Source organism: Microcoleus sp. MON2_D5 (assembly GCF_036701905.1).
GTDB lineage: Bacteria > Cyanobacteriota > Cyanobacteriia > Cyanobacteriales > Microcoleaceae > Microcoleus.
Window position 1 is genome coordinate 196 of record NZ_JAUBRM010000033.1, and the last position, 26295, is coordinate 26490.

19 protein-coding genes are annotated in these 26295 nt (G+C 46.3%); 13 read left to right on the plus strand and 6 right to left on the minus strand.

The genetic code is table 11. The features are described 5' to 3' along the window. Window positions 1-2259: Ig-like domain-containing protein (locus QUA47_RS13920; RefSeq protein ID WP_333431170.1), on the plus strand; the 2259-nt coding region annotated here is incomplete at its 5' end. Between the two features lie 125 nt (window positions 2260-2384). On the opposite strand, the gene QUA47_RS13925 is transcribed toward QUA47_RS13920, so the two are convergent. After that, window positions 2385-3344 carry a GNAT family N-acetyltransferase gene (locus QUA47_RS13925; protein WP_333431171.1) on the minus strand — a complete coding sequence of 320 codons (960 nt, stop codon included), beginning with the start codon at window positions 3342-3344 and terminating at the stop codon, window positions 2385-2387. 705 nt (window positions 3345-4049) lie between these two features. On the opposite strand from QUA47_RS13925, the gene pap reads away from it, so the two are divergent. Beyond that, window positions 4050-5537, plus strand: coding sequence for a polyphosphate:AMP phosphotransferase (gene pap / locus QUA47_RS13930; protein WP_333431172.1), 1488 nt, complete (start codon window positions 4050-4052; stop codon window positions 5535-5537). A gap of 247 nt (window positions 5538-5784) precedes the next feature. Further along, entirely contained in the window at window positions 5785-6885 is a 1101-nt protein-coding gene (locus tag QUA47_RS13935; protein ID WP_333431173.1) for a YdcF family protein, read from the plus strand. On the opposite strand, the gene QUA47_RS13940 is transcribed toward QUA47_RS13935, so the two are convergent. After that, complete coding sequence (locus QUA47_RS13940) at window positions 6882-7223, minus strand: hypothetical protein (RefSeq protein ID WP_333403798.1); 342 nt, start codon at window positions 7221-7223, stop codon at window positions 6882-6884. The two genes, QUA47_RS13935 and QUA47_RS13940, sit on opposite strands and share 4 nt — an antisense overlap. Before the next feature lie 462 nt (window positions 7224-7685). Between QUA47_RS13940 and glsA the strand changes: the two genes are divergently transcribed. Then, window positions 7686-8612, plus strand: a complete 927-nt coding sequence (glsA, locus tag QUA47_RS13945) for a glutaminase A (RefSeq protein WP_333431174.1) — start codon at window positions 7686-7688, stop codon at window positions 8610-8612. A 155-nt stretch (window positions 8613-8767) separates the two neighbouring features. Here the strand turns inward: glsA and QUA47_RS13950 are convergent, their stop codons facing one another. Continuing rightward, window positions 8768-10582: an adenylate/guanylate cyclase domain-containing protein gene (locus QUA47_RS13950; protein WP_333431175.1), complete on the minus strand. Its 1815-nt coding sequence runs from the start codon at window positions 10580-10582 to the stop codon at window positions 8768-8770. A 235-nt stretch (window positions 10583-10817) separates the two neighbouring features. Beyond that, on the minus strand, window positions 10818-11924 hold the full coding sequence (locus QUA47_RS13955) for a FecR domain-containing protein (RefSeq protein ID WP_333431176.1): 1107 nt from the start codon (window positions 11922-11924) through the stop codon (window positions 10818-10820). Window positions 11925-12593: 669 nt separating this feature from the next. Between QUA47_RS13955 and petP the strand changes: the two genes are divergently transcribed. From petP to QUA47_RS14000, 9 genes are all read left to right on the plus strand, one after another. Then, the gene (petP, locus tag QUA47_RS13960; protein ID WP_190735912.1) at window positions 12594-12794 is read left to right on the plus strand and encodes a cytochrome b6f subunit PetP; all 201 of its coding nucleotides are present in this window, start codon (window positions 12594-12596) and stop codon (window positions 12792-12794) included. A 185-nt stretch (window positions 12795-12979) separates the two neighbouring features. After that, a complete protein-coding gene (locus QUA47_RS13965; protein ID WP_333431177.1) occupies window positions 12980-14074 on the plus strand; it encodes a Get3/ArsA fold putative tail anchor-mediating ATPase NosAFP in 1095 nt (364 codons plus the stop codon). 337 nt (window positions 14075-14411) lie between these two features. Further along, window positions 14412-15128 carry a Uma2 family endonuclease gene (locus QUA47_RS13970; protein WP_333431178.1) on the plus strand — a complete coding sequence of 239 codons (717 nt, stop codon included), beginning with the start codon at window positions 14412-14414 and terminating at the stop codon, window positions 15126-15128. 339 nt (window positions 15129-15467) lie between these two features. After that, a complete protein-coding gene (locus QUA47_RS13975) occupies window positions 15468-15899 on the plus strand; it encodes a hypothetical protein (protein WP_333431179.1) in 432 nt (143 codons plus the stop codon). 11 nt (window positions 15900-15910) lie between these two features. Then, window positions 15911-18241, plus strand: coding sequence for a CHAT domain-containing tetratricopeptide repeat protein (locus QUA47_RS13980; protein WP_333431180.1), 2331 nt, complete (start codon window positions 15911-15913; stop codon window positions 18239-18241). A gap of 6 nt (window positions 18242-18247) precedes the next feature. Beyond that, window positions 18248-18673 carry a hypothetical protein gene (locus tag QUA47_RS13985; RefSeq protein ID WP_333431181.1) on the plus strand — a complete coding sequence of 142 codons (426 nt, stop codon included), beginning with the start codon at window positions 18248-18250 and terminating at the stop codon, window positions 18671-18673. A 160-nt stretch (window positions 18674-18833) separates the two neighbouring features. Next, window positions 18834-20162, plus strand: a complete 1329-nt coding sequence (locus QUA47_RS13990; RefSeq protein WP_333431182.1) for a hypothetical protein — start codon at window positions 18834-18836, stop codon at window positions 20160-20162. Between the two features lie 297 nt (window positions 20163-20459). Then, a complete protein-coding gene (locus QUA47_RS13995; protein ID WP_333431183.1) occupies window positions 20460-21125 on the plus strand; it encodes a hypothetical protein in 666 nt (221 codons plus the stop codon). 1 nt (window position 21126) lies between these two features. Beyond that, window positions 21127-21531 carry a HEPN domain-containing protein gene (locus QUA47_RS14000; protein ID WP_190658808.1) on the plus strand — a complete coding sequence of 135 codons (405 nt, stop codon included), beginning with the start codon at window positions 21127-21129 and terminating at the stop codon, window positions 21529-21531. 93 nt (window positions 21532-21624) lie between these two features. Here QUA47_RS14000 and QUA47_RS14005 read toward each other — a convergent pair whose 3' ends face one another. Both QUA47_RS14005 and QUA47_RS14010 read right to left on the minus strand, forming a co-directional pair. Continuing rightward, on the minus strand, window positions 21625-23685 hold the full coding sequence (locus QUA47_RS14005) for an elongation factor G (RefSeq protein ID WP_333431184.1): 2061 nt from the start codon (window positions 23683-23685) through the stop codon (window positions 21625-21627). A 490-nt stretch (window positions 23686-24175) separates the two neighbouring features. Then, window positions 24176-26095 carry a heavy metal translocating P-type ATPase gene (locus QUA47_RS14010; protein ID WP_333431185.1) on the minus strand — a complete coding sequence of 640 codons (1920 nt, stop codon included), beginning with the start codon at window positions 26093-26095 and terminating at the stop codon, window positions 24176-24178. Between the last annotated feature and the right edge of the window lie 200 nt (window positions 26096-26295).

Below are 26295 nucleotides of genomic sequence, written 5' to 3' on the forward strand. Positions count from 1 at the left end.
TTTAGCGTCACCGCTACCTTTAATGAAGATGTCACCAGCTTTGATAATACTGATATCACCGTAGCCAATGCGACTGTTAATAACTTTGTTAAAGTTGATGACAAAACTTACACCTTTGATGTCACTCCCGCTGCGAGTGGTAATGTCACAGTTGATGTACTTGCTGCCAAAGCAACGGATACAGCGGGTAATAACAATACCGCAGCAACTCAACTCGTTCGCACTGCTGATATCACCACCCCTGACATCACCGCACCAAATGTTACCTTAACATCAACTTCAACACCAACAGTAACTGGTTTATTTAGCGTCACCGCTACCTTTAATGAAGATGTCACCAGCTTTGATAATACTGATATCACCGTAGCCAATGCGACTGTCAATAACTTTGTTAAAGTTGATGCCAAAACTTACACCTTTGATGTCACTCCCGCTGCTAGTGGTAATGTCACAGTTGATGTACTTGCTGCCAAAGCAACTGATACAGCGGGTAATAACAATACCGCAGCAACTCAACTCGTTCGCACTGCTAATGTCACCACACCTGACATCACCCCACCAAATGTTACCTTAACATCAACTTCAACATCAACAGTAACTGGTTTATTTAGCGTCACTGCTAGCTTTAATGAAGATGTCAACGGCTTTGATAATACTGATATCACAGTAGCCAATGCGACTGTCGATAACTTTGTTAAAGTTGATGCCAAAACTTACACCTTTGATGTCACTCCTGCTGCTAGTGGTAATGTCACAGTTGATGTACTTGTTGCCAAAGCAACTGATACAGCGGGTAATAACAATACCGCAGCAACTCAACTGACTCGTACTGCTAATGTCACCACACCTACTGTTGATATCACCCCACCTACTGCTAACTTGAGTGCAATTTCTAACATTACTACAGCGAGTGGTACCAGTCAGATATTGACAGTTACTTTCAGCGATAGTAGTGGAGTTGATGTTAGCAGTTTAGATAATTCTGACGTTGTTGTAAATTGGTCAGGTGGTGCTATTCCTGCTACCTTTATTAGTGCCACACCCACTGGAAATGGCACGCCCCGCACAGCAACATATTCGTTGACGCCGCCTGGGGGAACTTGGGATAGTGTTGATAATGGTACTTACACAGTTAATTTGCAAGCATCGCAGGTGAAGGATGTTGTGGGCAATTTGTCTGCTGCTAGCAATTTAGGTACTTTTAGCGTGAATGTTGCCGCCTCAGCGCCCCCGCCCATACTAATACCAATACCCACACCCACACCAACAATAGCGGAAACAGCGACACCGACGCCCGCATCAACACCGACGCCAACGCCATCGGTAACGCCAATACCAACAACTAACAACATCCCCAATGACGACTGCATCTGCGATGACATTGACTATCCCAACTTAAACCAACCGAATTCAGTTGAAAACACCATACTCTGTGTATCGACAATTCAAATAGGCACTGCCAAAAACGATGAATTACTGGGTAGCAACTTTGGCAATATATTCGATGCCAAATCCGGGGATGACAACTTATATGGTGGTGACAGCGGCGACATCCTCAACGGCAACACAGGCAATGACTTTATCAGTGGTGGTAGTGGCGCGGACATCCTATTTGGAGATGAAAATAATGACATTATTCTTGGCGACTTGGGCAATGATTTAATCTTTGGAGGCAAAGGCAATGACTCCATAAATAGTCGCGAAGGTAATGACATCGTTTATGCTAATAGAAATGATGACTTCATCGATGGTGGCAAGGATAATGACACCTTATTTGGAGGCAAAGGGAATGACATAGTGTTTGGTAGTCAAGGTGATGACTACCTGTTTGGAAACGAGGGCTCGGATACCATCTGTGGCGGTGAAAGTAATGATTTCATCAGCGGTGACAAAGGAGCAGATATCCTGGGAGGGTGTGAAGGAAATGATACTCTTTACGGAGGCGAAGACAACGATACTCTCACTGGTTGTCAAGGTGATGATATTCTTTACGGAGACTTGGGTAATGATAGTTTAATTGGCGGTAGTGGTAACGATATCTTTGCCTTAAAAGCTGGTCAAGGATTTGATATTATTGCTGATTTTACAATCGGTCAAGACTTGATTGGATTAACCGGAGGTTTGAGTTTTGGTCAGTTAGCAATCACTCAAAATACTCAGGGAACTCTCATCAAAAATGTCTTGACAGGAGAGGAGTTAGGTGTGATGATTGGAGTGAGTGCCAATGCAATAACATCGGCTAATTTCCGGTTGATTTAGGAAATCAAAAAAAGTGCGAGATCCCATTCGATCCAAAAGGGATCTCGCACTTGACCCAAAATCGCACTTGAGAACCCCGGCTTCTTTAAGCAGTCGGGATTCTCGCCTTCAGTACCAACCTTTTTCTACACAGTCTTAGCCCACTCGATCCAAGTTTCCATCGGGCGGAAACCCACTGATTTATAAAGCTTTGTCGCCCCCGTCAAACTATCAGCATCGACGCTGAGTTTAGCTGTGTTTGCACCCGCTGCTTTCAACTTATGCAAACCAGCTAATAGCATCGCTTTTCCTAAACCCATTTTCCGAAAATCGCGCCGCGTACCCAACAATTCAATCCAGCCGTCTTTTGTGCCGCTGCGGGCGTTTTTTTGGGGTTTGATTTGACAGTCGCAGAAAGCAGCAAATTTACGATCGCCCGAAACAGCAATTAAATCTAATTCCGGCTGATAATTGGCGTCTTGCATCCAGTAGCGCACGGTTTCCGCAGTTAAATCGTGGTGATTCCAGTGATCGATAAATGACTGGTTGAACATCTCTACCCAGGGTTGGATGTCTTGTTCTCCCGATACGTGTGTCAGTGCAAAATCTGCGGGGAATTCCGGCGCGGGAATCGGTTCGGCGAGGGATCGGGCCATTGTCCAAAAATAGCGATCGACCTCAAAGCCCTGTTTTTCTAACAGCCCCATCTCATTGGTTTGGTCCTCGCGGCTGTAGGTACGCAATTTTGCCGGCAAATTGCGTTCTTTTCCTACTTCGCGCAGCCGCTTTTCGCCCCACTTAATTATGTCTTTTTCCAAACCTGCGCCGCGCACGTTTGGATGCACGTAAAACCAGAGACAAGCGTCTATTTCCTCTGGCGAATCGGGCATATCTAGGAGTGCTAAACCGATTAGTTTGTAATTACCATCTTCCCACAACTGTACGTCGCGGGCTTGGTCGAGTTTGGGGGCATCAAGTATTAGCTTAAGTTCAGTTGCTGAGACTTCTTCGCCGAGTCTATCTACGGCTTCGCAAGCATCGATCAAATTTGCGATCGCGCACCAGTCAGTTTCGCCCTTGTAGGAGCGTGTTGTTAAGATATTCATAGAAAACTTGCAATCCGTAACTTCGGACTGTTCCTCTTAAGTAGTATTGGCAAACAAGTACAGTGAATTTCTTGCAAAACTCCGAGTTTTTGATGATTAACCGCAGATGAACGCGGATAAACGCGGATGTAATGCAGATTTATTGTGGTGTCGATAAAACTCAGAAACCTGTTTATATCACCCAGGCTTTCAGGTTTTATCTAATTAGGCAATCATAAAAATTGTTTGGCCCTTTGGGGCTAATTTTGTAGGTGAGTTTATCGCTAGATGTCGATGAGTCGCGCTCTCTTTCGTTACCAAGCTTGGTGCTTAAGTAACTATTGTTTGAATAAAGTTTCTACAGCTAAGTAAAGAAGTTGTCACCCCCAGTGGGTAGTTGATTTTTACTTTTGCTCTCTTTTACAATAAATCCTTTTTCAGGGATTTCTTGCTCCTCCTGTTAACTCGCCCGATCGGGGGAGGGGAGAAGTTGAACTTATTTAAAAGTTCCCTATCTCAAATATAACCTGAGCTGTTTTTTTTTGCAAGTTTGAGGTGAGGAGAGTTTTGTTAGTATGGACGGGAGCAGGTTTTTGAGGGCAGAAGCATCGCAGTTTTAACCGACCGTAACAGTAGTTTTCATCACTTTTTTACCTGATTTTAGGTGGGATTTATCCAAACGTTAAACTAACATTAAACTAGATTTCGGATTGGTAGAAGGTAAATATGCTTGACAACCTGGATTTAAACATTTCCCTAGATAAAGAAACCTACGATGCCAAGATAGAAGTTTTAATGCAGCAGTTGCGATCGCTCCAACTGGCCTGCAGGGAAAAAAAATTGCCCGCAATTATCGTCCTCGAAGGTTGGGCCGCTGCCGGCAAAGGTGCTTTAGTCAAAAAAATGGTGGGGTATATGGACCCGCGGGGGTTTGCCGTCCACCCGATTTGGCCGCCGTCAGATGCAGAAATGGGCTATCCTTTCCTATGGCGGTTTTGGCAGAAACTCCCCGCCCGCGGCAAAATTGGCTTTTTCTACCACAGTTGGTACACTCATGTTTTAGAAGACCGATTGTTCGATCGAGTCTCCGAGACAGAAGTACCGACAGCCATCCGGCAAATCAACGCCTTCGAGCGGCAGATGGTAGATGACGGCGCAGCAATTGCCAAATTTTGGATTCACCTCAGCAAAAAAGAGCTCAAGCACCGGCTCAAAAAACTAGAAGACGACACCTTACAAGCTTGGCGAGTGCGGCCCGAAGATTGGAAACAAGCCAAAAAATACGAAGAATACACAACTTTTGCCGAAGAAATGGTAGCCCAAACCGGCACGGGCCCGGTACCTTGGACGCTAGTAGAAGGCGATTGTCAGCGGTGGGCCAGAGTCAAAGTTTTAACGCAAATGGCAGCGACAATTACAGAAGCCTTAGACAGACTGCCGATGCAATCTGCACCCGTAAAATTGCCACCTCAAGAAAGCTTGCAACCCAGCGAACCCGACTTGCTGGCCCAAGTAGATTTAACTCAATCGCTGTCGCCCGACGAATACAAACAGCAACTTCGCGAACAACAAACCCGTTTTGGCAAACTGCAACAAAGCATCTACGAAGAGGAAATCCCCGTATTAGTGCTGTTTGAAGGTTGGGACGCCGCCGGTAAAGGAGGAGCAATCAAACGCTTGACGGACGTATTAGACCCCCGCAGTTACACCGTTAATGCCTTTGCGGCTCCGACAGACGAAGAAAAAGCACATCACTACCTCTGGCGGTTCTGGCGACGGCTGCCAACGGCTGGTAAAATCAGCATTTGCGATCGCAGTTGGTATGGTAGAGTGCTGGTCGAGCGAGTCGAAGGATTTGCCACCGAACCCGAATGGCGCCGAGCTTATCAGGAAATCAACGAATTTGAGGAGCAACTCACCAGTTTCGGTTGTGTCTTAGTTAAATTCTGGCTGCACATCAGTCCTGACGAGCAACTAAAGCGGTTTACAGAGCGGCAAAACAATCCCTTTAAACAATACAAACTCACCGAGGAAGATTGGCGAAATCGGGAAAAGTGGAATTATTATGAAGTGGCGGTGAATCAAATGATTCACCGCACCAGCACGCCGCTTGCTCCCTGGACGCTAATTGCGGCCGATAACAAGTATTATGCTCGTGTTAAAGTAATTCAAACGGTAACGCAGGCAATTCGGAATCAACTGAAGCGCCGATAAATTGGGATTGGTGAATGGGTAACAGGTAATGGGGACAAAAAGCAGGCAGCAGAAAGCAGAGTTGAATTGCCAATTTCACCTGCGGCGTGCTCGATTCATTACCAATTATCAATCAACCATTACCAGTTATCAATTACCAATTAACTGTCAGCAATCTGTGACTGGAAGTAGCGGGCTTCACCCTGCAGCCAATAGTTGATAGCTGACCGGAAGCGAGCATTAGGATAAATGCGATCGGGCTGCGTTATTGGCGAAAGTTAAAAACTCACCGATTCTCGTATTTCCTCCCGCAGCTAAATTCGCGATCGTTTCCAAAACTTCTGTACTAATTTATGAAGACACAGAATATTGCAAGATGCCAGAACTGTTAGCTCGCATTCTATTTCTATTCCTCCTGTTCTCACTGCTCAAATCGTGGTGGGATCAATCAGGAGGCAAAGACAATCCATTATTAGATCGGCTGCGCGTTTTGCTGCTGATCAGCCTTTTGATCCTAGCTTTTTTTGCGCCAGACACCCCGGTCGGAGCAGCGATTTTCGGCTTAATAGCCTTCTTCTTTAAGCCGCTGGGTTTTTCAATCACGCTGCTGGTGATTGCATCCGCGCTGATCACGAACGGGGGCATCCGCAACCCGGCGCCGAGAATGATCTTGGCAGCCCTGCTAGTTTTGATCCTTTCGAGTATGCCAGTTGTCGCTTACTGGTTCGCCGAGCAAGCAGAACGGGACGCCGCCGCAGCCGTCCGCACAGTTTGCTGCGACGAAACCGCAGCGGCGATCGTCCTGCTGGGCAAAGGAACCACTCAGCCTCACATCCCCAACCGAGTAGCGATTCAACTGACAGATACAGGCAATCGCCTGCCCTATGCTGCCGTTTTGTACAGAAAACAACTCGCACCTATGGTCATCGTTACCGCTGGCCCGAGACGCGAGTTGGAGGGTTATGTTGGCGAAGCTAAGGATATCGAGACTTTGCTGGCAAACAACATGGGCGTGCCGCGCAGCAGTATTGTTCTAGACGATAACGGCAGCAACATACGCACCAGCGCTGAAGAAGTGAGAAAGATACTCGACAGCCGTGGCGCCCCGCGCAAAGTCATCCTGGTAACATCTGCGATTCAGATGCGGCGTGCTAGCCTCGCTTTTGCAAATATGGGAATCCAGGTGGTTCCTAGAGCTACCGACTTCTACACTTTTCAACCCACCTCAGGAGGGAGTTCGAGACTGCGCTTAGACGCGGGAGATTTTTTGCCTAGTGCAGAAGCTTTGGTAACTACGACGCGAGTATTCGATGAATATTTCGGGTCTTTTTATTACTATTTGCGCGGCTGGCAGGCTCCCAGGGCCTAAAGTGGCAAGTTGCTGGTGTTTTTCTTAGGCAACAGCGACTGCTCCCCAGATTGGTTTAACATCTGATGAGAATGAGACCTTTGTGGGGAGCTGTTTTTTCTCATTTCGGCGGGGTTGCCGACGACCATGCTTGCCATTAATAAAAACAGCGCCCAAAAGAAAGCTGTCTCCGACGCAGGGGGTGCTTTTTTCGTTGGTTCTGGACTTTTGACAGATTCGACGTTAACTTTGATGTCTAGTTTCCCTTCAATTTCTTTGCCTTTGAGAACTCCGTCGCTGCATACACCCTTAAAAGTCATTGGAGCGGGCTTTGGTGCTTCTGCTTTAGCTTCTGCCATTTTTTTATCCTGGTTTTTGTAGATTCGGTTGGATAGTACATTCTCAGAGGTTCGGGGGTTTTCCGGACAGGATTTGGCGAACTCTGAAAGAATTAAGTTAAATATGCACGCCGCCCCTTGCTGGGGCTTAAACATCAGAATCTGAAGGCATTTCAAGCTAGTGCTTGTTTGTTTTAGATAGCAGCGTTGCCTTGAAGCTGCTACTTATCTATCTGGGTGAAGGGGAGAGTTTTATGCAAAGTACAGGTTTTTTTATGAAAAATTTGTCAATAACTTTATTGGCTCCCGGCGGGCCGAAACGTCAACAGCCTGAAGATCGAGCTTGGTTGAGATCCCCGAAGAAACCCAGTTTCTTGCCGCAGCGTTCCCAAGTGACGCAATTCTGTTAATAAACTGGGTTTATGGCACAATATCGCGCCAGGAATGCCAATCTAAAATTTAAAATAATCGAAATAATCGAGAGTGCAAATATCCACCAGCAAACTATCGTCCTTGCAACCCGAACAACTGGAAGCTTGGGCAAAAGAGGCAATTAATCGCAGTAAATCCGGTCAAATCGCCGCGTACATACCCCTCCTGGCGCGAGCCGACCGACAAGGGTTTGCCGTGCAAATTCGGGCAATTGACGGTCAATTTTTGAGCTGGGGTAGCATTGCTCAAACATTCTCGCTGATGAGCGCAGTCAAGCCCTTTGTGCTGCTTTATTTGCTGTGCGAATTGGGCGAAAAAACGGTATTTGACTGCGTTGGCTGCGAGCCTTCGGAACTGCCTTTCAATTCCTTAACTCAACTCGAAATAGACCAAGGGAAGCCGAGAAACCCCATGATTAATAGCGGGGCGATCGCCCTAGCGTCTTTGATTCCCGGTCAAAATGCTGTGGCGCGCTGTCAAAACTTGCTCGATTGGCTGAATCAACAGGCAAACAGTCAGTTATTTGTTGACGAGTTAATGCTCTCTTCAGTGAATTCAATGCCGAATGAAAATAATTGGAATCTCGCCTTGAAAATGGTAGAATCGGGTTATATTCAAAACTCGAAAATTGCTTTAGAAACTTACAATCGCCTCTGCTGTTTGTCGGGAACTGTGGAGGATTTAGCTAAGCTGGGGATGGTTTTGGTAAATAGTGGCGATCGACAAATCGGGGAAAACTGCCGCACTGTCAAAGCACTAATGGCAACTTGCGGTTTGTATGAAGCATCCGCCCGCTTTGCGCTGCGGGTGGGACTGCCTGCTAAGTCGGGAGTTAGCGGGGCAATGCTTTCGGTAATTCCGGGTCAAGGTGCGATCGGCTTTTACAGTCCGCCCTTGGATAAAGAGGGAAACTCTGTCGGTGGCTTATTTCTGTTAGAACAAATAGCTAAAACTCTGCGGCTGAGCGTGTTTGATTAGATTAGGAATTACGCACGGGTGGTCAGGGTTTCGACTTCGCTCAACCACCGGGGTTTTTTGCGAGAATATTTCGTGAATGCTGGCATAAACTGCCAAAAACCCGGTTTCTTTGGTTTTGATACGTAAGTCCTGAACCAATGCCCAATGCCCAATAACTAATGCTTTTCACCCAAAATAGCATAAACCACAGTCTCTTCTTTTTTGCCGCGCAATTGAATCGAGCCTACTTTTTGGCCTTCGTAGCGATCGCGCACGTAAGCAAAAGTCCTCCCCGTCACCAACAAATTAAAAGGACTGTCAGAAACAATTTCCTTATTCATCGCCTCCAATCTAGCAGCAACGTTGACAGCATCGCCGATCACAGAATAATTCAAACGCCGGGAACCGCCCACGCTACCAGCAACTAACTGTCCGGTATGCAAACCGATGCCAAATTTAATTAAAGGTTTGCGTTCAATTCTAAGCTGCTGATTAAGTTGGTGCAGCCGTTCGTGCATCGCAATGCAAGCCGCAACTGCATTCAAAGCATCTTGTTGGATTTGTCGATATTCGGTATGGCAAAAAGGCACCCCAAAAACTGCCATAATTGCATCACCGATGTATTTATCTACAACCCCGCCGTGATCCATAATACAGTTGGTCATCGCTTCCAAATAATTGTTCAGCCAGGTGAGCAAATCCCGCGGCGGCATTTTTTCTGAAATCGAAGTAAAACTACGAATATCCATAAACAGCACCGTTGCTGTAAGTTCTTGAGGTTCGAGTTCTCCTTGTTCAAATATCTCAGCTTTGCGTTCCCAAATAAGCTGAGCTGTCTCCGGAGCGACGTGCTTTTCAAATAACCTCATCAACTGCTGCTTTTCGTACTGTTCCCGCAGTTGCAAAGCAGTGCTAGATAAAATGAGGGTGCCGATAGGTGCAGCAATCGGCACCCACCAAAAAAAGAAGCCAAATAACAAAGCAGCAGCCGCAATCCAAATTATAGGCAAACCGAGAGCGATCGCAATTCTCTCCTTAACACCTCGGTGGCCCAGAACCAAAGCGGTAAGCGAACCAATCCCCAACAATAACAAAATTTCTACGAGTACCGGCAGCCGCTGCAGCAAGCGTTGATTGAGCAAATTGTCAACCAACGCTGCATATAAATAAACCCCACCCGTAGTCTTGTTGAGAGGTGAAGATATCGGGTCGAAACCGGTAGCAACTATGCCCACTAAAACTAACTTATTGGTCAGAGCATCTGCGGGAATTCTACCTTCTACGACATCAACAAAAGCATAGGTAGATAGATTTTCTGTTTTCCCCGGCCAGTTAACCCAGACTTTTTTTTCCTGCTTATTTTTTGACTTTGGGAGCAATACTGGATCTTGGGGATTAGCAGCATTGTACCTGTGAGTCAATGCTAAACCGAAATTAGGAATCCCGTTGAGAAAGATTTTTGACTCGCGGGTAATACCGTCGCTATCGGCTTCTTGGCTGATGTGGCCGACACCTGCCGCGACTGCTTTTAAAGATGCTACGGGTTCTTCTTTGGGGGTTCTAGGGAGTACAACTTTGCCGTTGGCGGCAATTGCCGCGGCTAAAATATCATCTTTCGGACTTGGATCGAGGAAAAGAATGTCAAAACCAACTGCTGTAGGGGGAGATTTTTTCAGTGATTCTAGCAGTTCGGCATAGCGGTTGCGGGGCCAAGGAAATTGACCGTATTCTTGCAAGGAATGCGGTTCGATCGCAATTACTGCAATTCTCTTATCCCATCCGGGATTTGGTAATATACCCGATTCTCGAATTTGAAATAGCGTTTTGTATCCCAAATATTCAAGGGGTTTCCACATTCCCACTTGCAGCATGGCTACAGACATTAGCCCTGCTAGGGTGCCTGTCATCCAGGGAGGATTTGAAATTATATATTGCCGCAGGCCGATCAGTTGATTGTGTTTGAGATGATCCATCCATTGTTTGAACTTCATGCAATTAATTTGACGAAATAATTGACATTCGAGTCCGACTTTCGACAGGAGTGCGAGTCATGAAGTTTTACAATACCGTAAGGGCGAAGGGTTGACGCAAAATTTATTTATTTTGACTACCGAGATTCACCGCGAAATGCTTCGCACCTACACAAAATAATCCACCCAGATACGACTTAGGCTCTAACTCACGTCTTCAGAGACTGCCCGCGCACTTTACTCTTAGATAGGTTGTTTAGGGAACGACGAGGCTGTAATGCCGTTCTGTGACTGACGGCCCTCGCACTACGATTTGGAGGCGGCGGCTTGGAGGTAAAATTCCTTGGATTTTGAAGTTGCCATTTCGATCGCTCTTAATCTCTTCGTTGTTGACATAAAGTGTGTCGATCGGGTTAATTTGACCGCTGAGGCGATAGATATTGCCGCTGAATCTCAACAACCTGCGGACTTTGAGTTGAGCTAGGCGAGGGCTCGCTGAGGGCGCCACGGGCGAGGTTTGAGGGAAAATTGTCGTGGCGTTGCCGCCGTTGACAACTACTTCTGAGTCGGCGCTGCCGGATACTACGACTGCACCTTCAATAGTTTCGACTGCGGTTTTGCCCCCACCGACGCTGACGCCAAAGGAGGTGCCGCGGACTCCGGCAACCCCTTCTGGGGTTTCAACCCTGACTGGGGCAGTTTTGGCAGACTTTTTTTGTTGGGCAATTTGACTGGATTTGCCAACTCCGCTGAGGCTATTGAGGGCGGCTATTTGGTTCGGCGGGATAATTGTTGAGGTGTTGGCTGCGGGAGTTGTCGCAGCAGTTTTGCCGATCGACAACCTGACTCGCCCCCTGCTGACAAAAATGGCTGTGTCTTTTTCCCCGCCTGCACTGCTTGACAAATTGGATATTCTGACTGCGGTTTTTTCGGAAACTTCCACGATGCCGGCGTTGTTGTCGATGGCTAAACGGGCTGTGGAATCGGGGCCGGTGATGATTTCGTCTCCGGGGGCCAGAAGCCGATCGCCCACGACTGCTGGTCGCCCTTTAAAGCTTACTTTACCGCGAATTTCTTGTATTTCGAGCGATCGTCCGACCGCGGTTCCCTGAGCGTTTATCGTCTCTGCTGGGGATGAATTCGCCGCCACTGTTGCCGGATTTTTGGGAGATTTTGAGTCGGTTGGCAATGCTGGCGGTTGATCGACCGAGACAATTTTAGTAGGGTTCGACGGCTGCTTGGGGGATGGAGAGAGCGGACTGGCGATCGTCCCACGACCAAGCTGCAGACAGGCGAACACAGCTAACGACAAACTTAGGAGCGGAATTTTGGTCGATCGCCAGCACGTAAAAATTTTATTCATTATTTCAATTTTGTGATGTTGAAGTTCCTTGACTTCATTTCCTCTATTAGACTCCCTAAATCCGGCAATCATTCCACTTTTTATGCCGTAAGACCGCACCCAAAATCAACTTTTTCAGCATTTAATTTTAGCATTAAATCTTCTTTTTATTGTCATATTTTAGTAAACTGTTACAACAGGGCAATTTACTAAAATATGACCTTCGGAAAATTTTGCCAACCAGACTCAAACTGCTTTGCAGCAGTAATTTCGCCGATCTCAACCTTAGAGAGCGCCGAGTTATATATAGCAAACATAAAATTAATTACAACTTCTGAATGCCTTTTGGCTTCTGCCGGAAGGATGACTAACTGGGGAGAAATCCTGTAGTTGTGGCAATTAATAAAAAGATTCTTTTTGCGAAGCGATAAAAAATAATTATCTAAGTGGTGCGCCCAGATCAGGGAGTGGAACTTGCCCATGTGGAACCTGATGAAGCAAACCCAAGCGAATCAGGGTACACGATCGACCAACTCTGACTAGAATAGCGTTTTTTAGGGAAAGTTGGTCGAAATTTCGATGGAAAATCATAGGGTGCGATCGCCTGCTGGTGTTGCTGTTCCGAAGTAGACGCCAAACTGTAAAATAAACGGTTGTATATAGGTTATATAGAGCAGGAGAACAATTTCCGTGGCAATAGAAGTAGGTCAGAGAGTTAAGGTGCGCCGTCTCAGAGATCGGATACCTCCGAATATGGTGGGCAGGATAAAAGAGAATCCAGTAGGCACTGTTGACGGATTCAGAATGGTTGACGGTAGCGGAGTAGGCGTGGTTGTCAAGTTTGACGGTTTTTCGACTTGGTTCTTTGAAGATGAGCTAGAACCCGTTTAACAGATGTAGAAGGAAGAAGGAAGAAGGAAGAAGGAAGAAGGAAGAGGAAAAATTTTCCCCATTCTTCCCCTCTCCCACTCTCCCACTCGCCGACTCTCCTCTTCCTCCACTCTCCCCCCTCCCCCACTCTGGCTGAAGGTTGCGCTTAAATGTTAAAGAGTAAGCTTTGGCAGTGAGAACAGAAAATGGCTTTGATTTTGACATTTTTGGGCAAAGGCGGCACTGGCCGCAGTACGATCGCGATCGCAACAGCTAAAAAATATGCCGCTCAAGGCAAGCGAGTTCTGCTGCTCGGCCAAGATCCGGGCCCTGCATTGGGTATTCTGCTAGGGGCTCCCCTGACTCTCAGCCCCCAAGAAATCGCCCCCAACCTCAAAGCAGTTCAGGTGCAAAGCGCGCCGCTGCTAGAACGCAGGTGGGACGAAGTTAAACAACTAGAAGCTCAATATGTCCGTACTCCGTTTTTCAAGGAGATTTACGGTCAAGAATTAGGGGTGTTGCCGGGAATGGACAGCGCGCTGGGGTTGAACGAACTTCGGGAATACGAGGACAGCAAACAATACGATGTAATTGTTTATGACGGCAATGGCGGCATGGATACGCTGCGGATGCTGGGAATGCCGGAAATTCTGAGTTGGTACATCCGCAGGTTCCGTCAAGTTTTGGTAGATTCGGATTTGGTGAAAGCGGTTTCACCTTTTATTCAACCGGTTGTCAGTACCGTGTTGACTGTGGATTTGTCGGGAGACAATGCTTTTCAATCGACTAAGCAAGTCGATAATCTTTTGGATAAGGGTAAGGCAGCGCTGGCTGATCCGAACCGCACGGCGGCTTTTTTGGTGACGACTGGGGATGCAAGTGCGATCGCAACTGCTCGCTATCTTTGGGGAAGTTCTCAACAAGTTGGCTTGACTGTGGGCGGTGTCATTGTTAATCAAGGATCGGTTACAGAAGCTATTAGTGCCGAGTTTGATCCTTTGACGGCTGTTTCGGTTCCGCCGCACAGTGACAATAACTGGCAGCCGCTAATTGATGCTTTGCCAGATTTTTCTGAGGGGGCAAAAGCTCCTAAACCCATTAACATAAACATTGCACAGCGTCAAGTTAGTTTGTTTTTGCCTGGGTTTGACAAGAAAGAAATTAAATTGATTCAATCCGGGCCGGAAGTGACGATCGAAGCGGGCGATCAGCGGCGCAATATTTTGCTGCCTCCGGCGCTAACTGGGAAGTCTGTTACTGGTGCTAAGTTCCAAAACGGTTACTTGATTATTTCTTTTTAGGGTAAGGAAGAAGGCACTCTAAGAGATTTTGACACGGATACACTGATGAATTATCGAGTTCTCTAATATCATGTCTCGTTGATTCGCGATCGTATAATTTGTGCGATCGTAAGGGCGGGTTTCACAAACCATAATCGCCTGAAACAAACAATCTCGAAAACCCGCCCCCACCCAACGAACAATCGAAATGTACATTCAGATTGGCCGTGGGGCGGGGGCGGGTTTATTTATCGTTGGAATAATTGCCAATATTTCGGGTGAACGCGGCCCCTACGAAGGACGGAATTGATATCATTTACAATACAATATTACTAGCAGCCAATTTGGGGAAACAGCAATGGTTACACAACTGCAATCTCCCGACAAATCAAATATTATCTATCCCGATGACAATGGAGAACCAATGTCAGACAATACTGAGCAATTCCGATTAATCGTTTGGATTAAGGAAAATTCCGAACTATTATTTGCGAATGACCCGAATGTTTTCGTGGCAGGCGACTTGCTTTGGTATCCCGTGGAAGGAAATAATAAACTTGGCCAAGCACCAGATGTGATGGTAGTTTTTGGTAGACCAAAAGGTTATCGTGGTTCCTATCAACAGTGGAATGAAGATAATATTGGGCCACAAGTTGTGTTTGAAATTTGGTCGCCGGGAAATCGGCCAGCTCCAATGATTCAAAAGTTCAAATTTTACGAACGTTACGGTGTGGAAGAATACTATTTGTACGACCCCCAAACATTAGAATTGACAGGATGGCAGCGGGTTGAGGAAGAGTTAGAGGCGATCGAACAAATAGACGGTTGGATTAGTCCCAGACTGGGCGTGCGCTTTGGATTGTCTGAAACCGGACTCGAAATGTTCGGGCCGTCGGGAGAACCGTTTGTGAGTTTTGTGGAACTCGCTCAACTGCGACAGCAGGCGGAAGCACGGGCACAGGAAGCAGAGGAACGTGCCACTGAGGCACAAACTTTGCTGGAACAAGAACGATCGCGATCGCAAGCTTTAGAATTAAGACTCCGAGAAATGGGAATCGACCCCAATCAATTGTAATAGGAGAAGGAAGCACTCTCAGAGATTTTGACACGGATACACCAATTAATTATTGAGTTGCCTAATATCATGTCTCGTGGATTCGCTATCGTATAATTTGCGATATCGTAGGGGCGGGTTTCACCAACCATAATCGCCCCAAATAAACAATCTCGAAAACCCGCCCTCTCCCCACGGTAAATCGAAATGTACATTCAGATTTACCGTGGGGTGGGGGCGGGTTTATATAGATTGTTGGTCATCGTTATATATTGTTGGTGAACCCGCCCCTACGAACCAAATGTACATTCAACCGCCAACTCTGCTACAATCTCCAACAACACATCACTAACCCAGCCAATGCTCGGACAAATTTGGCAAAGAATCCTCAACCTGTGGCGGCTTCTTCAGCGACATTTCCGCAAACGAGCACCCCCACCGCCAAAGCCAACTCCGATTCGCACTTTTGGGGAATACGAACAGAAATTTTTGCAACTGTTAGAAGGAGTTGAACAAGGCTGGAGTGGAGGCGATATTAAAGGCTTTTTAATCGCCTGCAACATCAAAGATGCTGAGTGGGAAAACTGGCTGCAAGAATTTGGAGAAAGGTTGCTGGTATCCCCGGAAACTAATTTAGAATTGGGTGGGCAAATGGTGCGGCTGGGTGAGATGAATTGCGGGATAATTAGTGAACTTGCTTGGAATATTGGTAGGCAATTGTTGGGTGGGAAGATTTTGAATCCGAATTTCGTGGATGATTCATTGGTTGCAAATATTGTTACTCATTTTTAGGAGGCTAAAATTTGAGTTATTCAGCAGACAATCAAAAAAGAGAAAAATATTGGTACAATCGAGGATTGGAACTAGCAAAATTAGAGCAGTATGAAGAGGCGATAGCAGCCTACGATAAAGCCTTAGAAATTGACCCAAAATTCCACTGCGCCTGGAACCGGAAGGGCATTACCCTAAATTATTGGGGGCGATACAGTGAGGCGCTCGCAGCCTTCAATAAATGCTTAGAAATTAAACCAAAATTCCACTGGGCTTGGAACGGGAAGGGCATTGCCCTAAATTATTTGGAGCGCTACAGTGAGGCGCTCGCAGCCTTCAATAAATGCTTAGAAATTAAACCAAAATTCCACTGGGCTTGGAACGGGAAGGGCATTGCCCTAAATTATTTGGAGCGCTACAGTGAGGCGCTGGCAGCCTTCAAGAACTGCTTAGAAATTGAACCAAAATTCCACGGGGCTTGGGTCGGGAAGGGCATGGCCCTAAATCATTTGAGGCGCTACAGTGAGGCGATCGCAGCCTACAAGAAAGCCTTAGAAATTACAGGCGATCAATTCTGGCAAGCTTGGGGCAATCGAGGTTTGGCATTTTTCTACTCAGGGCGCTACATTGAAGCCATTCAAAACTGGGATGAAGGCTTGCAGAAATATCTCCCCAGCAATCGCGACTATCGCCTCGCTTGTGGCACATTGCACCAGAGAAAAGGTCAGGTACACTACCAACACGGCAAACAAACAGCGACTTATTTTGAATCTTTCCACAAAGCCAAAGCCAGCTACGAACAAGCCCGCGAATTCTTGAAATCTCCCCTGATCCCAGAAACTTATTTACAAGTAATGCAAGGCTTAATTACCGTCTGCCGCAGCTTGGGAGATCCCAAAACCAGCGAGTACCTTACTGAAGCTACTAGCGTCTTAGAAAATTTACTTTTAGACAATGAAACTCACCCCGAAATAAAACAGCGACTCCAGCGCAAGTTTGCCGGACTTTACCAGTTAGAAGTCGATACCCTCGTCGAGTCTGGCGACAAAGTAAATGCCCTGGAAAAAGCCGAAGTCAGGAAAAACTTTTGCCTGCAATGGATGCGCGCAGGTTGGCAAAACCGCACCGCCAGCCCGACTTATCCCCAAATCCGAGACTTACTGGCAAACAACACCGAAACGGCGATTATTTACTGGCATCTCAGCCCAGTTTCCCTGACTGCTTTTATCATTAGTCTAGAAAAGTTTGAAGTTATTTCCACACCTCTGTGCGACTTATTCCCAAAGAACAACAGTCAGAGTTTAGAAAAATGGCTGAAAAACTGGAAAACCAGCTATCAAAATTACGGCAAAACTACCAGCAAACAGCAAAGCAAAGAATCCCATCCCTGGCGCGAGTCAATGACAGCGCAATTGCAACAACTCGCTGACATCCTCAAAATTTCCGAAATTTGTACGCACCTCACCAATATCCAACACTTAATCTTAATTCCCCACCGCGACTTGCACCTCCTCCCCCTAGATTCTCTGTTTTTTCCTCCCTTTTTCGCAGAGTCTTTTACAGATACTCGGCAAATCAAAAGCCGCAGGATTACCCGCCTCCCCAGCGCACAAATTGCCATCCAACAGCAACACCAAAACCCCACCGCAACTGCGCCAAATTCACTGCTGATGGTAGAGCACTCACAAGGCAAAAGCGCCTTAAAATTCACCCAAATAGAAGCAGCGGCAATCTGTCAAATTAACCAGACTGAGCGCGCCTCCAATGCAACCACTAAAAGCGCAATTATTGAAGCACTAAAAGCCAATAGCGGCATCTTTCATTATACAGGTCACGCCTACCACAACACCGAAAAATCCGAGGCTTCGGCGTTAATGTTAGCCAAAGACGAAGAATTGACATTGACCGACATTTTACAGTTAAAACTTGTCAATTATTACCTAGTCTGCCTCAGCGCTTGCGAAACCGGCATTACCAAGAAAGGCGAGTTAATCGATGAATTCGTGGGCATAGCCAGCGGCTTTTTGCCGGAGACTAATTATATTATCAGCACACTGTGGCGAGTGGACGAACGTTCTAGCGCTTTGTTAATGATTTATTTCTACCAGTTATGGAAGCAGGGAATCCAGCCGCCGTTCGCCCTGCAACAAGCAAAAGATTGGCTCAGAGAACTCACGAATGGTAAGCTAGGCGAGTGGTACGCCGGAGAGTTGCTGCCTTTGCTGAGAGAGGCTAATTTTAAAAGCATATTCTTCTTTGAAATGGAAGCTTCGCGCCTGCAAGAAAATTTAGCTAAAATAGAAGAGAAACCTTATAACCATCCCTACCACTGGGCTGCTTTCACCATCACCGGCAACGGCTAAACTAACATGACTTATCAAGAATCTACTTTATCAGGATTTGATCTGTTTGCGCCCAAAGCTTTTTTAATCTCCCTTGCCAGATTTGAAGAACCTCTTTCACCTGAGTTGATAGCAGAAGTGAATGAAGTTGGCGAGGCTTTGGCTAGTGGCGAGTTAGAAAAAGCGTCTGCACTTATTAGTATAGCTCAAAAAAATGCTGTTTTTTATGAAGATTTTAAGAAGGCTTACAAGGAATTGCAGGAACTTGATGAATCGGAGGAAAAGAATAAGTTTCTTCCTGAGTTAGATGAAAATACTCCTTCGCGGCAGACTGATGATTATAATAATTTTTTGGCTCCTCCTTTGACTAATTCTAATCCGCAGAGTATGGCGAAGAGGTTGTTGGGAAAGGCTAGTGATTTGGTTGAACGGGTTTATCGATTGAGGTTTTAGTCCTCTCGATCCCCCCTAACCCCCCTTAAGAAGGGGGGGACAAGAGTGTTCCAAGTCATGATTTGTAAGAGGGATATAAAAGTGTTCTCAAAGTCCCCATTCTTAAGGGGGATTTAGGGGGATCGAGACTCGACAACAAGCGACATTTATCACATATTTTATGCTCAAATTAGTTGACCCTACCCTGAATTTATTTAGCTACACTCTCAAACAAGGGTTGGGTGTCGGCGAATCGGAAACTCGGAAAGTTTACCGCAGATTTTTAGCGAGTTTGTCTGCACAATTGCACAAAAAGCTGAATGTTTCCTTTACCCCTGAACAAAAACAAAAGTTTCTGGCGCTACATGAGGAAGCAGTAGCCGATTTACCTTTTACAGGGAACCTGAATAACCATCAAGTCAAGGGCCGCTACCGCCGCTGGAATGTTAGCGATAATTATCAACTTTTATTTGACGGCTACGTTGATGATAAGTATCAACCTGACCAAGTTATTAAACTGATTGAAAGTTTGCAATATTTAATTCCCCAACCACCGAAGTTGGAAAATATCGGCAAAACTTGGATGCTTTCGGGTTGGCTGGAATCGGGGACTGACTTGGAAGCGGCAGAACTTGCAAAACAGGTTTACAAGTGTTTGTTTGAAAAAGATGGTGTTTCTCAAGGAAGCGGTCGGTTTTTAGGTGGGAAAGTAGCTGAGTTTTGGGGCGATAAGATTGAGGATAATTGTCAACTGCTGGTAATTTTGTATCCCGATGAAGCGGCTTGTCAGGAATGGGCTAGGGATTTTTATGTTAGTTGGCTGGATTTGCTGTGCTTCCGCCATAAAATTATCTGGGCTTATGAAAACAGTCTACTGCTAAAAGAACGGTTGATGCGTAATTACAACCAAATTGTGGGGATGAGAAATACTTCTCGACTCAATCTCAAGAAACTGCTGGAGGCGATGGGAAAATTATCTGAGTTTGCGATCGACCTTAATTATTTGGAGTTGCAATACAGTACGATTGAAGTTAATATTGAGAAGTATGAGGCTAAGCTGGCAGAAATTAAAGCCAAGGCTAGACCTACTGACGATTTGAAGTTTTTGCAGGATTTTTGCGATCGCGCCAAACAACACTATCCCAAGCAGATTAAAAAAGATATTGACAATTTTCGTCCTTGTTTGGAAATTTTGCAGAGTCTGACTGATACAATTAGAGGTACGGTTGAAATTAGAAAGGCTGAGAGCGATCGCACTTTTCAAGAAGTAGTCGGCATTGTCGGAGTCGGGCTGTCAACTGCCGGGACTGTAGCTTCTGCAGCCGCCGGTTTTAAAACGGAAATAGAAGCAAACCCTAATATCAATTATGCCATAAATACGCTCATGCCCATTTTTGATCCGGGTTCGGGACTGAGGGTGATTATGGGATTTAGCATTCTATCAGGGATAGCTGCTAGCCTCCTGACATGGGCAATTATAGGTGTGTGCTCGCGCATTTTTCGGCGTTAGACATCGGCGATTAAAAATTGACATAATGCCCGTAAGGGCGGGTTTCACCAACCATAATCGCCTCAAACAAACAATCTCGAAAACCCGCCCTCTCCCCACGGTAAATCGAAATGTACATTCAGATTTACCGTGGGGTGGGGGCGGGTTTATATAGATTGTTGGTCATCGTTATAGATTGTTGGTGAACCCGCCACTACGAACCCAATGTGCATTCAACCGCCAAATCTGCTACAATGTCCAGACAGGTTTCACGATTACTGGTAAAGTTAATCCCTAACTTCCAAACCATCGACCATTATGAAAGCAAGAGATATTATTAGTCTGCAAGCCCTTGGTGCTGCTTTAGCTAAACTAGATTCATCTGTCCAGCTTGGCGAGTTGGAAGAGAATATAAGTCGTGAGATATTGGCTTTAGAAAAATTAGCAGAACAAAACAACACTCTGAACGAAATTTACAGAAAAGAACGCCTCGACTTACAATATCAGTACGAAGTAAAATCAAAAGACAAACGCTACAACGAGACAAGTGACATCATTTACAGCACCGACGCTATAAATTTAAGACCTTCCTTTCCTCAGCCGCCTGAAGAAATGGAAAATCCCCCAGAAATAGCTAAAGCCTTTGAAAATTTAATTGCATCTTTTAATAAAATCCAAAGCCTGTACGCGGTTGAAAATCCTATAGAAAGTTTTCAAATCATCATGGAGCAAGAAGCGATCGCACCTTTGATTTTGGAAGCTTGCGATCGCATTCTAGCGATATTTCCTACGGCAAGATTAGGCTTGGAAGTGAAAACAGATCCAGAAATTGCCAACTGGCGATCGGTGTGGATTACCATTTACACCAAACTCGAAGTCGAGGAAGCTTTTGCAAAGTTAAACATCCTTGATGATAGTTGGTGGCTCGAAGCTAAAAGAGCTGCCCCCAAAAATGATTTACATATTAGGCTTGAATGGGAATAAAATGAGATTTGATTGGTCTGAATATTTGAATTTAGCTCAAGAATTAGCTGCCACAAATAGTGACTGTTCAGGTAACAGGGAAGCCAAGTTGCGATCGGCGATAAGTAGAGCATACTATTCGACATTTTGCCTAGCGCGAAATTACTTACGCGACATTGAAAAAGACCCAAGACTTTTTCGTAAGAATCGCGATATCAACGAACATCAATATGTAGCAAAAGAATTTATATACCACCCAACTCAACTGAAAAATATGGTCAAAATAGGTGAAAATTTAAGCAGATTGAGAGAACTTAGGAATAAAGCTGATTATGAAGATACTATGTTTAACTTACAAAGAGAAGCGAGAACTGCGTTAATGCTAGCTGAGAATATTATTTCAGCTTTAAGTAAGTTAACTCAATAATCCCAGAAATGGGAAGTGGGCCCAATAAACTTTAATAGCAACTCGTGCAAAAACCCGGTTTCTTCAAGAAACCGGGTTTTTTAAGACAATTATCTAACTTTTACCGTTACCATTTCCATTGCCGCCAGTTGTTAGCAAAACCCGCTTAGCTAAAGGTTCCGGCACTTCTTGCAATCGATCGAACTCCCAATTAAAAAATCCTACTCCCATTGTCTGCGATCGCAATTCTACGATCAAATTCTGCATTTCTGCGATCGGCAAATAAGCAGAAACTGCATCCCATCCCTTCCAGCCTTTTTTACCTTCGTAGCCCAGAATTTGGCCGCGGTGTCCGCTGACCAACTGCAACACCTTTGATGTACACTCGTTCGGAGCGCAGATTTCAACTTTGGCGATCGGCTCCAGCAATGCCGGTTCGCACTTCGCCATTCCCTCCTGCATCGCCAAACGCGCCGCTTGCTTGAAAGCTTGTTCGGAACTGTCCACAGAATGGTAGGAACCGTTCGTCAGCGTCACCGCTACGTCTACCACCGGGAAACCCAGCGGGCCGCGGTCCAAATACTCGCGCACTCCCACTTCCACGCCGGGAATGTACTGTTTGGGGACGACGCCACCGACTATTTTGTCGCTAAAGGTGAAACCTTCTCCGCGAGGCTGCGGTTGAAGGTCGAGGTACACGTCGCCAAACTGTCCGTGTCCGCCGCTTTGGTGTTTGTAGCGCCCGTGGATGGAAGATGCAGGTTTGCGGATGGTTTCTTTGTACGGCACTTGCGGTAAGTGAGTTACCATCGGCAAGTTATACTTGCGGCGCAACCTGTCTAAGGCTACTTTCAGGTGGATTTCGCCTTGACCCCAAAGTATAATTTCGTGAGTGTCGCCGTGCTGTTCCCAGACTAAAGATGGGTCTTCTTCTAGCAATTTAGCTAAAGCGGAGCTCAGCTTAACTTCATCGTTGCGCTTTTCTGGGACGATCGCCAGTGCGTAGACAGGCGGGATGATTTCGGCTTTTGGCAATTCTTCCTCCGAACCCAGCGTATCGCCTGTTTTCAAGCCTTCTAGCCTTCCCACAGCCACAATTTCCCCGGCGCTGGCGGCATTCAAACTTTGCGTTTGCTGGCCGGTCAAGCGGTACAAACCGTTAACTCGAACGCCGTTCAAATTTGCTCCGTCTGCCAGCGTCCCCCGCCACATTCTCACTAACGATAGTTTGCCTCCCTGCGGCGTGTAATAGGTTTTGAGGATTTGAGCCAGAACTTTGTTTTCACTTTGTATAATACCGCGGCGATCGGCTGTAGTTTCCGGTGTCGGCGCTTCCCTCAGCAAAGCTTCCAGCAGAGGTCGCACGCCGAAATCTTGTTCGGCGATGCCGATGAATACTGGCACAATTAAATCTGCGCCTAATTCCATCTTTAAATCGCGGGTAATTTCTTCGGCGTCGGGATTGATTTCTTCGAGCAATTCTTCGAGTAAATGGTCGTCAAAATTCGCCAATTCTTCGAGCATTTGCTGCCGCGCTGCGCTTTCTTGTGCTTTGAGGTGTTCTGGAAGCGGGACGGGATCTGCGGCGGCGCCCGGATGGTAGTGGTAAGCTTGTTCGGTTACTAAGTCGATAAAACCGATGATTTGTTCGTTTTTGCCGATCGGATATTGGTGAGGTACGATCGGTCTGCTGGAAACGGATTTGAGCGCGTCGATCACCTGGGTGAAGTTGGTGCCGCAAGTAGTTTCGTCTGTGTAAGCTCGATCGATCTTGTTGATGAAAACTAAGTGGGGAATTTCCCAATCGTCGAGGAATTTAAACAGGGGTGCGAGGGTTAAAGTGCGATCGGCAACTGGTTCGCAAACAATTATCGCCGCATCCACACCAATCAGCGCATTGTAAGTTTCTTGGGCAAATTCTACTGAGCCCGGACAGTCGAGAAATGTGAAGCGGACGCCTTCATATTCAGCGGTGGCAGCGTTTACTTCTACGCTCATTTGGCGATCGCGCGCTTCCGGCGAACTATCACCTATTGTGTTGCTATCTTTGACATTTCCTTTGCGGGTAATTGTCCCTGTCACCGACAGCAAACTTTCCAGCAGTGCGGTTTTACCGCTTAAATAAGGGCCAACAATTGCAACGTTCCGCGTGGCCCCAATGACATTTTCGTTCATATTGCCTCCAACAGAAAACTTGTTTTCCATTGCTCTTGGTGCAATCAGTTCAATACCATTTTCTAGACTTGTTCTAGGTTAATTTTTATTGCAGTGTCGAGCAATTTCTGATTTGGGTATGATTCTATACTTTTGACCCTAGCGTGTTTTGAGTGACAAAAACCCAATTGTATTTTTTCTTAATATTTTGAATTTTTAACCGCAGATGAACGCGGATCGGATTCTCGTTCCCAGGCTCTGCCAATTGGTAACAGCTTAAGACTGGAACTCATAATAAATGTCGCTTGTTGTTGAGTCTCGATCCCCCTAAATCCCCCTTAAGAAGGGGGACTTTGAGAAGAATCTTGTCCCCCCCTTGTTAAGGGGGGTTAGGGGGGATCTAGGCTTCGATATAAACAAGAGAGACGGTTAGTTTAACGTTAAAGTGTCACCAATGGACTCTGCCTGAGAACGCATTTTACTCTTGCTCAGCCTCGACTTTAGCGGTTTTTCATGTATAATTCCTCAGCAGTCGCAAACCGCTTAAGGTTACTATTACTGTAGAGCCTTCGTGACCGATGACGCCTAAAGGCAGGGTGATATTTCCGAAAAAATTAGCCGCCAACAACAGCACAATGCAACTGAGTGCAAAAACAATGTTTTGTTTGACAACATTTTGAGCGCGGCGGCCCAAACTAATTGCTTTAGCTAGTTGCTCTAATTTATCTGCCATTAATACGATATCAGCAGTTTCTAAAGCAACATCACTCCCGGAAATACCCATCGCAATTCCCACGGAAGCTTGAGCGAGGGCGGGGGCGTCGTTGATGCCGTCTCCTACCATTGCTACAGTTTGATACTGGGTTTGCAGTTGTTTAATTGCCTGCACTTTGTCTTCTGGCAAAAGTTCGGCGTACACTTCATTGATGCCTAGTTGACGGGCGATGTGTTGAGCTGTTTGCTCGTTGTCGCCGGTTAGCATAATTATATGTTCTACGCCTAATTTTTGCAAGCGTTTTACCGTTGCTGCTGCTTCGGGCCGGAGGGTATCTGCTACTGCAATGATTCCTAAAAGTTGAGCGCCCTTTGCCACCCAAACAACGGTTTTCCCTTCGGCTTGCAACTGGTGGCTGATGTGACCTAATTCGGAAGTTGCTTCGACAAACTCGGCTTTACCAATGGCAATGATTTGATTGTTGACTTTGCCGACAATTCCTTGACCGATTTTTGCTTGTACATCCGTAGCGGTTGACAATTGTAACTGTTGCTGCTGGGCGGCGCAGACAATTGAAGAGGCGATCGCGTGTTCGGAATGAGCTTCTAGGGCTGCTGCCAATTGCAGAACTTCTGTTTCAGTATATCCGGCTGCTGGTACAATTTGGATAACTTCAGGTTTTCCCGTGGTGAGTGTTCCGGTTTTGTCAAAGGCGATCGCCCTGACTTTACCAATCATCTCTAATTGCGCGCCACTTTTAAACAAAATCCCCTGTCTCGCCCCATTAGCAATTCCCGAAAGCAGCGCCGGCATAATCGAAGCCATCAGCGCGCAGGGGGATGCGACTACTAGGAAAATCAGCGCCCGATAGATTGTCTCTTCCCAATTCCAGCCCAACACAAAGGGCGGCAAAGTTGCCAGCAGCACGCCTAAACCGACAATTAATTTGGCATAACCGCGCTCGAATTTTTCTACAAACATTTGAGAAGGCGGCGCTGCTGTTTGCGCTTCTTGAACCAGCCGAATCACTCGCTGAATCAAGCTGCTTTCTGGAGTTTTATGAACTTCTAGTTTCAGCGCGCCGACACCGTTAATTGTACCTGCATAGACTTCATCGCCCCTGGTTTTTTCCACGGGCATCGATTCGCCGGTAATCGAGGCTTGATCGATCGCACTGTAGCCTTCAATAATTATCGCATCTGTGGGGATGATTTCTCCGGGCTTGACTAAAATGTAATCGCCAATTTCCAATTTGTCGATCGCAACGAACCGTTCCCCGCCGTACATTTCCACCCTAGCAGTATCCGCAGTCAAACTCATCAAACTGCGGATGCTGCGTTCAGTCCGCTGCATAGCATAACCTTCAAGCGCGCCGCTAATTGCAAAGATTAAAATCAACACCGCACCGTCAACAATTAAATGATATTCTTGCCGCCACAGCCCCAAACCCGCCGCGCCCAAAGCAGCAACAATCATTAACAAATCTACATCTAATTCGCGTTCTTGAAAAAGCGTAGTTAAGCCTTCGCGGGTACTGGAATAGCCGCCGATAACATAAGCTGCGGGTAAGATTAACACGGCTACACCCAGCCAGCCGAATTGCAGGGCTAGCGAACCCAAGATTACTAGAATTCCGCACAGGGCGGCAGTCACAGCATCTGGATGTTCTTCGGCGACGCGCCAGAGGCGAGAGATTGGGAGGGAATTGGGAGTCATTGGGAAAATTTGATTTGGTAGAATGACTCCTTTACCCTAAACCTTGACATTAATGTCAATGTCAAGAGTGAAACCCAAATAAATCCAGCATCAACTCGCCCCTCGTTGAGTCCCAGAGTCCGACAGTCCGACAGGGAATGAATTCCCTGTCTCATAGCGCAAGTCCTCTGAAAGAGGACTGAAGATAGCTGAGAATTGAA

Excerpts from the sequence above, each read along its gene's own strand:
- QUA47_RS13925 (WP_333431171.1), bottom strand. The coding sequence starts at position 3,344 with ATGAATATCTTAACAACACGCTCCTACAAGGGCGAAACTGACTGGTGC.
- pap (WP_333431172.1), top strand. The coding sequence starts at position 4,050 with ATGCTTGACAACCTGGATTTAAACATTTCCCTAGATAAAGAAACCTAC.
- QUA47_RS13940 (WP_333403798.1), bottom strand. The coding sequence starts at position 7,223 with ATGGCAGAAGCTAAAGCAGAAGCACCAAAGCCCGCTCCAATGACTTTT.
- QUA47_RS13950 (WP_333431175.1), bottom strand. The coding sequence starts at position 10,582 with ATGAAGTTCAAACAATGGATGGATCATCTCAAACACAATCAACTGATC.
- QUA47_RS13955 (WP_333431176.1), bottom strand. The coding sequence starts at position 11,924 with ATGAATAAAATTTTTACGTGCTGGCGATCGACCAAAATTCCGCTCCTA.
- QUA47_RS13965 (WP_333431177.1), top strand. The coding sequence starts at position 12,980 with ATGGCTTTGATTTTGACATTTTTGGGCAAAGGCGGCACTGGCCGCAGT.
- QUA47_RS13970 (WP_333431178.1), top strand. The coding sequence starts at position 14,412 with ATGGTTACACAACTGCAATCTCCCGACAAATCAAATATTATCTATCCC.
- QUA47_RS13975 (WP_333431179.1), top strand. The coding sequence starts at position 15,468 with ATGCTCGGACAAATTTGGCAAAGAATCCTCAACCTGTGGCGGCTTCTT.
- QUA47_RS13985 (WP_333431181.1), top strand. The coding sequence starts at position 18,248 with ATGACTTATCAAGAATCTACTTTATCAGGATTTGATCTGTTTGCGCCC.
- QUA47_RS13990 (WP_333431182.1), top strand. The coding sequence starts at position 18,834 with ATGCTCAAATTAGTTGACCCTACCCTGAATTTATTTAGCTACACTCTC.
- QUA47_RS13995 (WP_333431183.1), top strand. The coding sequence starts at position 20,460 with ATGAAAGCAAGAGATATTATTAGTCTGCAAGCCCTTGGTGCTGCTTTA.
- QUA47_RS14000 (WP_190658808.1), top strand. The coding sequence starts at position 21,127 with ATGAGATTTGATTGGTCTGAATATTTGAATTTAGCTCAAGAATTAGCT.
- QUA47_RS14005 (WP_333431184.1), bottom strand. The coding sequence starts at position 23,685 with ATGAACGAAAATGTCATTGGGGCCACGCGGAACGTTGCAATTGTTGGC.
- QUA47_RS14010 (WP_333431185.1), bottom strand. The coding sequence starts at position 26,095 with ATGACTCCCAATTCCCTCCCAATCTCTCGCCTCTGGCGCGTCGCCGAA.